Source organism: Dokdonia sp. Hel_I_53 (assembly GCF_007827465.1).
Classification (GTDB): Bacteria; Bacteroidota; Bacteroidia; order Flavobacteriales; family Flavobacteriaceae; genus Dokdonia.
The window spans coordinates 1,433,621-1,442,500 of sequence record NZ_VISL01000001.1 but is presented as its reverse complement, the minus strand read 5'-3'; the positions used below and the strand labels follow the sequence as shown (position 1 = coordinate 1,442,500).

Here is an 8,880-nt window from a genome sequence, read left to right as displayed (position 1 = left end):
ATATTGAATCTGGACTCGAAGAGGCTGGAGATGCAATAGAAAATGCTGCAGAAGAAACTGGTGAGGCATTAGAGAGTGCAGGAAACGAAATCGAAGAAGAGATAGAAGGTACTGACGACATGAATGAAAATGACGATATGTAGTTTTCATCTTTATTAAGAGTTCAAAAAGCAAGCAGAAATGTTTGCTTTTTTTATATCCCTTAATAGATAGTTATTGGTTTACCACTCATTTATTCTATTTCCATCAAGCTTTACAAAGATGAAAAGTAATACCGTAAATCCCCAAAGTCCAGAACCCCCATAGCTGAAAAATGGTAGTGGAATACCAACCGTAGGCAGTAAGCCAATAACCATCCCTACATTAACTACAAAATGTATGAAAAGAATACCAGCAACACTATATCCATAGATTCTTGAAAAATCATTCTTTTGTTTTTCAGAAAGTTGAATGATGCGTAAAATGAGTAGTACAAAAAGTACAATAACTACAGTACTTCCTAAGAAACCCCATTCTTCACCTACAGTACTAAAAATATAATCGGTATGTTGTTCGGGCACAAATTTACCTTTTGTCTGTGTTCCCTCTAAAAACCCGCGACCAAACCAACCTCCATTACCTATAGCAATCTCACTTTGTTGTGTATTATAGCCTATAGTTTTTGCATCTACTTCTTTGCCTAGGACAATGTTAAATCGGTCTCTGTGCCTTTGTTCAAAAACATTTTCAAAAATATAATTAACAGAAAAGGCAAACAAACAAGAAGCGGTTACAATACCAACAATTAGTCGCTTTGAAGGACGTTTTTTCCTGTTTTTTATAAAATATATGATTGCTAAAAGGACTGCAATAAGTGCAACATAAAGGGGGCCAATCAGAAGTGTTAATACAAATAAAGAGATTGCTGTAGCTCCCAAAATAAGGTAACTAGCCGCAAGTCCTTCTCTATATAAAGGAAAAAAGAAAGCTGCATACACAAGGGCACTTCCTGGGTCTGGTTGCGGGATAATGATTAATGCAGGAAGCGCTATGATAACCAAGGCTATTATTTGGTCACGTATAGTTCTAATGTTTGTCTGTAAATCACTTAAGTATTTTGCTATGGCTAAAGCGGTAGCAGCTTTAGCAAATTCACTAGGTTGCAAACTCATAAAGCCTAGATTATACCAGCTGGTAGCTCCAGAGATTGTTTTGCCAAACACGAAGAGTAATAGCAGCGATAGTAAAGAAATTATATATATGACACTTGAGAAACGGTCAAAGAATTTTGAATCTAAAAATAGAATAAAAGCAATGATGATAAACCCAAGAAAAATCCAAACAATCTGTTTGAAATATTCATTACTCATACTAAAGAAAGACTCTGCAGATGGATCGAATGATGCAGAGTAGATGTTAACCCAGCCTATCGTAACAAGTGCAAGGTATAAAACAATGAGAACCCAATCAAAACTACCTATACTACGGGAATTTCTTGCCATTAATAATTTATTCTGAAAGGTTTACCACTAAGTGGCTTTGCATATTCTTCTTCTAAGGTGTGGGTCAATACCCATTCTTCTAGATCTTTTCTGGTCACCTCTCCTTTGATATATTTCTCTATCATAACAGATGCTATACGACCACCGTAACGTGATCCCCAATAACCATTTTCTACAAAAACGGCGATAGCAATCTTTGGGTCGTCTTTGGGAGCAAAAGCAACAAATGTAGAATGATCTGTGAGCTGTGTGGTAACACCATCAATTTTCGTGTAATTTTCTGCTGTTCCTGTTTTACCACAAATTTCGATATCAGGAACTCTTAGGTTATATGCTGTACCAGAAGTATACACTCCGTGTAGCCCTTCTATGATAGGCTCAAAATGCTTAGGTTCAATTGTGGTAAAATTCTTTTCTTCAAACTGCTTTGGTAAAGTGTCAACACCCTGAATTTTTTTGAGTATATGGGGTTTGTAAAACCAACCTTTATTGGCAATTGTGGCAGTAAAATGAGCCATTTGCATAGGGGTAAGCGCGACTTCTCCTTGCCCAATTGAATTTGATAACGTAGCTGCAGCACCCCATCTCCTTTCTGGATACCCGTACACTCTATTATACATTTTAGCCGTAGGTATTAAGCCTGGACGACCAATAGGAAGATCATACCCCATAAAATCCCCAAGGCCAAAACTTTTAAGATGTTTCTCCCAAGCAGTCATTCCCTCTTGAACATTGTCAAATTTAGCAAGAGTTTTAAGATAGGCTGTTCCAAAATATGCGTTACAGGACTGTGCAATCCCGTCAATCATAGCTAGAGGTGATCTGTGATGGTGACATCCAAATATCTGACCTCTTCCGTAAGGTAAACCTCCATTACAATAAACTCGATCTTGTAAAGACATTGCATCTTCTTGTAGCGCTATTAAACCTGTAAGTGCTTTAAAGGGAGATCCTGGAGCATATTCTCCCAATAACGCTCTGTCAAACATAGGTTTTGCAATAGAGTCATTATAAAGTCGGGTGTAATTTTCTGATCTGGCCCTTCCCACCATAAGAGCAGGGTCATAGTTAGGAGCTGCTACTAAAGCAAGAATTTCACCCGTGGTTGGCTCAATTGCTACAATCCCACCACGTTTTCCTTGCATTAATAACTCACCGTATTTTTGTAATTCAGAATCTATAGTAAGATATATATTTTTTCCTTCCTCTGGTTTGACATCTAGTTGTCCTTCCTTATAAGGACCTATTACTCTATTAAAACGGTCCTTTTGTAAATATTGGATCCCTTTTTTACCTCTTAATAATTCTTCATATTGTTGCTCAACCCCCTGACGACCTATTAAATCACCCATCTTGTAATAAGGATCCTTATTGATGATACCTTGATGAACCTCTTGTATAAAACCTAGAAAATTTGCGCCAAAGTCAATCTGATAATCTCTTAGTGATCTTTTCTGAATGTAAAAACCTTCAAATTTACGCATCTGTTCCCCGAGAAAAGCAAACTCCTCTTGGGACATAGTCGGTACAATTACAGAAGGGTGTCTTGGAGAAAATACACGAGCTTTATTGAGTTGCTTGACTAATTGCTCTTTTTCAATATTAAGTAGTGTGCAGAGTTTTAGGGTGTCAAATGGTTTTATCTCTCGAGGAATAGCCATTAGATCATAAGAAGGCTGGTTAGAAACAAGTAGTTTTCCGTTTCTATCATAAATACGACCCCGTTGTGGTATTTCAAACTGTTGTTTTATAGCATTACTTTCTGATAAAACAGTGGCAGAAGTGTCATACACCTGCAAATAAAAGAGGCGAACTATAAATAATAGTCCCGTTGTAAGTACAATAAAAAGTAGTAGTAATTTTCTCATTCTCGACGCCCACTGAAGAGGATATTAAATGTGATGCATAGTATAATGGTAAATATACTAGTAACCAACGTTTTATTCAAGGTGTAAAGTATGTTGCTTATGTTAAAAACTTCTAATGAAAATAAAATAAAATGGTGTAAAATAACCATTACAGCGATAAAGACGAAACGCTCGTAAAAACCAACCTTAGAAAGCTTTATGGTATTATATTCATAACTCACTCCAAACGCAAAACGTAAAGCGTAAGGTCTTAAATAAGCGAGAAATAAACAGGCAGTTGCATGTATTCCTCCACTATTCCCAAACATGTCAATTGTAATTCCAGTAATGAAGGCAATGAGTATGTAGATAGATCTATTGGCTGTAAAAGGAAAAATGAGTAAAAAAAGAACATATGGATAAGGATTAATATACCCAAATAGATTTACATTATTAAATATGTATACTTGAATAGCCATTAGAAGCACAAAACGGACAATATTTAAAACTAGGCTACTGCTCATTTTCTTTGATTTCTAAAGCTTTAATCTCCTTTTTATTGTGGTTCTTTATAACGTAAACATGACCAAGATTAGTCATGTCATTAATAAGCCTTACTGATAATGTGTAGAAATTTTTACTCGGATCTAACTCAAAATTTTCAATGGTACCTATAGGAATCCCTTTAGGAAATATTGCAGACTTTCCGCTAGTCTCTATTGTGTCTCCTAATTTAACTGGAGCCTGTTGTTGCATATCTATAATCTGAACCATATTAGGATCCCTACCGTCCCATTGTAAGGTTCCAAAATGTTCAGAACTACGTAGCTTAGCATTTGTAATGAAATTAGAATTTAGAATTGATAAGACTGTAGTGTAGTTTTCAGAAGATGTGTCTATAACACCTACTATCCCTTTACTGGTTATAACTCCTAAATCTGGAAGAATACTATCTTTAAGACCTCCCGCAAGTGTTATAAAATTATCTGTTTTTGAATAATTATTATTTAGGACCTCTGCAGGAATATACTCATATTGAAGTAAACTGTCTATTGGTATTGGTGAAGTTGTTTCAGTTAAGTTTGAAATTTCAATGTCACTATCCACATAATTTTCAAGATATGTACGTAATCTTGCATTTTCTTCGAGAAGCTGTTTATTGTATGTTTTTAACTTAAAGTAATCTTGAAGACTGCTTACAGATTTAAAAATACCACCCGTAAAAAAGTTTGCAGAATTTACAGCTTTACTTCTATGGTAGGAATGAGACTGTACTGTAAATGTGAGTGATAAGAGAACTAAAAATGCAAACAACAGGAAGTGTTTGTTCCTGATCAAGAAATTGATAATCTGCTGCATAATCTATGAAATCTCTTATTTTATAAGAACACTCTTATATTTATTGATATTTTTCAAACAAATCCCTGTTCCGCGTACTACAGCTCTAAGAGGGTCTTCTGCTATATATACGGGAAGGTCTGTTTTTTGAGACAAACGTTTATCTAGCCCTCGTAGCATAGACCCACCTCCTGCAAGGTAAATACCAGTATTATAAATATCTGCAGCGAGTTCTGGTGGAGTTTGTGAGAGGGTTTCCATTACAGCATCCTCTATTCGAAGTATGGATTTGTCTAGCGCCTTTGCAATTTCGCGAAAGCTTATTTGTACTTGTTTTGGTTTTCCAGTAAGTAGATCACGCCCTTGGACACTCATTTCCTCTGGAGGAACTTCAAGATCTTCGGTTGCGGCACCTATTTGTATTTTTATTTTCTCTGCACTACGTTCACCTACATATAAATTGTGTTGTGTACGCATATAGTATATGATGTCGTTTGTAAATACATCGCCCGCAATCTTTACAGACTTGTCACACACAATTCCTCCTAAAGCTATCACAGCAATCTCTGTAGTACCACCACCTATATCTACAATCATATTCCCTTTGGGTTGCATAATATCAACGCCAATTCCTATAGCTGCTGCCATAGGCTCATGGATAAGATAAACTTCTTTACCATTCACGCGCTCTGCACTTTCCTTAACGGCACGCATCTCTACTTCTGTAATTCCAGATGGAATACAAATGACCATGCGTAGGGCCGGAGGGAAAAACTTCTTTTTTAGAGCTGGAATTTCCTTAATGAACATAGCAATCATTTGCTCAGAGGCATCAAAATCTGCAATTACACCGTCTTTTAGAGGTCTAATTGTTTTGATATTTTCGTGAGTTTTGCCTTGCATTTGTGCTGCCTCTTTTCCTACCGCAATAATTTTTTTTGTAGTTCTATCACGTGCAACAATAGACGGGCTGTCTACTACTACTTTATCGTTATGAATTATCAAGGTGTTTGCAGTGCCAAGGTCAATTGCAATATCTTCAGTTAAAAAATCAAAAAAGCCCATAAGGTATTTCGGGGTTATGCGTTAGTTTTAGGTGTATTGCTAAAAGTACAACTATTCGGGTTAAAATTACGCTTTCGCGAAAGCGTAGTCCCTTAAACTTTTATTAATGTTTGAAATGTCTTGTTCCAGTCATGACCATTGAAAGATTATTTTCGTTACAATAATCAATCGTTAATTGATCTTTAATTGATCCTCCTGGTTGAATCACAGATGTAATTCCTGCCTTATCTGCAATCTCTACACAATCTGGAAAAGGAAAAAATGCATCACTAGCCATTACAGAACCTGATAGGTCAAAACCAAAAGATTTTGCTTTTTCTATAGCTTGTTTTAGAGCATCTACTCTAGAAGTTTGACCAGTTCCACTCGCACATAATTGCTTTCCTTTAACAAGAACAATGGTGTTAGACTTGGTGTGTTTACAAATTTTTGAAGCAAATAATAAGTCTTCTACCTCGTTCTCAGAAGGTATTTTGTTCGTAGCATTTGTAAGGTCTTCCTTACTATCTGTTATGTAATCTCTATCTTGGATAAGAGTTCCATTTAAACAGGTGCGCAAAAGCTGCTCTTGTAGAACTATTTTTTTTAGTTTAAGAAGTATGCGATTTTTCTTCCCTTTTAATATCTCAAGCGCCTCCTCAGTAAATGATGGGGCAATGACTACCTCACAAAAGAGTTTATGTATTTCTACTGCAGTGTTTTTGTCTATCTGGCCATTTGCAATTAGAACACCTCCAAAGGCAGAAGTAGGATCTCCAGCAAGTGCATCTACATATGCATCAAGCATTGTGTCGCGTTGTGAAAAACCACAGGCATTATTGTGTTTTAATACCGCAAACGTAGGTTTTTCATTTTGGAATTCTGAGATAAGATTTACAGCAGCATCTACGTCGAGTAAGTTGTTATAAGATAAATCCTTGCCGTGTAGTTTATCAAATACTTCAGAAAATTCTCCGAAGAAGGTTCCGCGCTGGTGTGGGTTTTCTCCATAACGCAATTCTTTACCGTCATTTGCACTTAACTTAAGAGCTGGTATTTGTTGTTCTTTATTAAAATATTTAAATATGGCTGTGTCATAATGAGATGAAATAGCAAAACTCTTTGCGGCAAAACGTTTTCTATCTTCCATAGAAACATTTCCGTCATTTTCTGAAATGATCTTTAAAACTTCAGAATAATCTTCCATTGAAGAAACACATAGTGTATCCTTAAAGTTTTTTGCCGCAGCGCGTATTAACGAAATGCCGCCGATATCAATTTTTTCTATGATATCTTGTTCTGAAGCACCAGAAGTCACAGTTTTTTCAAAAGGATATAAATCCACGATAACTAAGTCTAGTTGCGGGATATCATATTCTTTCATCTCACTAACATCACCATCGTGATCCTGACGATTGAGGATACCCCCAAAAACTTTGGGGTGTAAAGTTTTTACACGTCCACCTAGAATAGAGGGGTAGGAAGTTACATCCTCTACAGCTACAACCGGGATGCCCAGATCATTAATGAATTTTTCAGTTCCTCCTGTAGAATAGAGAGTTACTCCTTGCTCATGAAGTTTTTGTACAATAGGAGCGAGTCCATCTTTATGAAATACAGAAATGAGTGCTGCGCCTATTTTTTTTGTTTGGGTCATTGTAGAAGGGTTGAAGGTTTCTGTTATGCGTATCGTTAGGAATTTAAAGCCTCAAAAATAGGAATTTTAAGACTTTTTAAATGAGTATTCTATGAACAAAATAGTATGAGTTTGTAACATTTTATCAATAGTGACGTCTTACTCATATCTTTTGATAAAATTAACCTATGCTCATTTACCTACGTACTTTAGGAGAAAGTTTTAGATTTGCTATTAATGCACTGCGCAATAATAAATTACGCACGTTTCTTTCGTTAATGGGAGTAACTGTAGGAATTTTTTCAATTATCGGAGTTCTCGCAGCAGTAGATTCCCTAGAAAGAGATATTAAGGGGAGTCTTTCTTCTCTGGATTCCAACTCTATGATAATCTGTCATGTGTCATTTGGACCCACAGAGGTGCCTAGATGGAAGCGAGAGCGTTTTCCACTAGTAACCTATGATGATTATCAATATTTGCAACGTAATCTACCTGGGTTAGGTGCTATTAATTATTCGATGTCTGTTGGTTCTCAAAAAGTGAGTTATCAGGGCACAGTAATGGAAAGTATACGAGTAGATAACGCTACAGAGGGTCTTTATGATATAGAGCGATTAGAGTTTGAAGACGGCCGCTTTTTTAATGAACAGGAGTCTATTAACGGGATGCCTGTAGCTGTTATAGGGTCTATCTTGAGGGATAAATTATTTGGAGAAGGTACTAATCCTGTAGGTAAGCAAGTAAAAACACTAAGTAGAAAATTTACGATTATAGGGGTCTTGAAAAAAGAAGGTGTCAATGCCTTTGGAGACTCTAAAGATGAAAAACTAGTAGTTCCAGTTAATATAATGCGTAGGATTTATGGTGATAATAATAGATCTACGTTTCCCACAATCACTATTATTCCTTCAGATGGTGAAGATCCAGATGAATTGTATGCCATGGCAGAGCAAACAATGCGCCGTGGTCGTTCAATAAAGTCTGGAGATGACAACAATTTTTTTATTAATAGACTTAGTGGTTTTGCAGACGCAATCGCAGGAATTATAAGTATTCTCACATTAGTAGGCTGGGGGATAGGTGGATTTTCTCTGTTAGTAGGTGGTTTTGGAATTGCAAATATTATGTTTGTTTCTGTAAAAGAACGTACAAATCTTATAGGAATTCAAAAAGCACTTGGTGCAAAGCGAAAATTCATATTACTGCAATTTCTCTTTGAATCAGTGTTGCTTTCTATTTTCGGAGGATTAATTGGGTTAACTTTAGTGCAGCTCATAGTGCTAGGTCTCGATGCATCAGGAATTGCAGGAGATTTCGAATTTGTTCTCTCTCTTAAAAACGTTGTCTTAGGGTTGTCTGTTACATTCTTGATTGGGATCGTAGCAGGAATAATACCAGCCATTGGGGCTTCACGTTTAGACCCTGTAGAAGCCATCCGTACTGGTATGTAAAAGTTTTTCTTTAAAGCATAAAAATATCTCCACAAATCTGTACAGATTTTTGGAGATATTTTAAGAACAAGCGCTGTTTGTAT

At 36.2% G+C, this 8,880-nt stretch carries 8 protein-coding genes (1 of these 8 running past the window's edge); 2 read left to right on the top strand and 6 right to left on the bottom strand.

Annotation, left to right across the window (positions count from 1 at the left end):
- Positions 1-143, top strand: the 3' portion of a protein-coding gene (locus OD90_RS06555; protein ID WP_144668174.1) for a hypothetical protein. 112 nt of this gene lie to the left of the window's left edge; 143 of the gene's 255 nt are visible here — the last part of the coding sequence; the start codon falls outside the window, past its left edge; the stop codon is at positions 141-143.
- Between the two features lie 78 nt (positions 144-221).
- Here OD90_RS06555 and rodA read toward each other — a convergent pair whose 3' ends face one another.
- From rodA to purH, 6 genes are all read right to left on the bottom strand, one after another.
- Complete coding sequence (gene rodA, locus OD90_RS06550; RefSeq protein WP_144668172.1) at positions 222-1,481, bottom strand: rod shape-determining protein RodA; 1,260 nt, start codon at positions 1,479-1,481, stop codon at positions 222-224.
- A complete protein-coding gene (gene mrdA, locus OD90_RS06545; RefSeq protein WP_144668170.1) occupies positions 1,481-3,349 on the bottom strand; it encodes a penicillin-binding protein 2 in 1,869 nt (622 codons plus the stop codon). Before mrdA ends, rodA begins: the two co-directional genes overlap by 1 nt.
- The gene (locus OD90_RS06540; RefSeq protein WP_144668168.1) at positions 3,346-3,852 is read right to left on the bottom strand and encodes a rod shape-determining protein MreD; all 507 of its coding nucleotides are present in this window, start codon (positions 3,850-3,852) and stop codon (positions 3,346-3,348) included. The genes mrdA and OD90_RS06540 overlap by 4 nt, the downstream gene beginning before the upstream one ends.
- Entirely contained in the window at positions 3,842-4,687 is an 846-nt protein-coding gene (gene mreC, locus OD90_RS06535) for a rod shape-determining protein MreC (RefSeq protein WP_144668166.1), read from the bottom strand. Before mreC ends, OD90_RS06540 begins: the two co-directional genes overlap by 11 nt.
- Before the next feature lie 15 nt (positions 4,688-4,702).
- Positions 4,703-5,731 (bottom strand): rod shape-determining protein, encoded by a 1,029-nt coding sequence (locus tag OD90_RS06530; protein WP_144668165.1) that lies wholly within the window; start codon positions 5,729-5,731, stop codon positions 4,703-4,705.
- Between the two features lie 103 nt (positions 5,732-5,834).
- A complete protein-coding gene (purH, locus tag OD90_RS06525; protein WP_144668163.1) occupies positions 5,835-7,367 on the bottom strand; it encodes a bifunctional phosphoribosylaminoimidazolecarboxamide formyltransferase/IMP cyclohydrolase in 1,533 nt (510 codons plus the stop codon).
- 167 nt (positions 7,368-7,534) lie between these two features.
- Between purH and OD90_RS06520 the strand changes: the two genes are divergently transcribed.
- Positions 7,535-8,797 carry an ABC transporter permease gene (locus tag OD90_RS06520; RefSeq protein WP_144668161.1) on the top strand — a complete coding sequence of 421 codons (1,263 nt, stop codon included), beginning with the start codon at positions 7,535-7,537 and terminating at the stop codon, positions 8,795-8,797.
- Positions 8,798-8,880 lie beyond the last annotated feature (83 nt).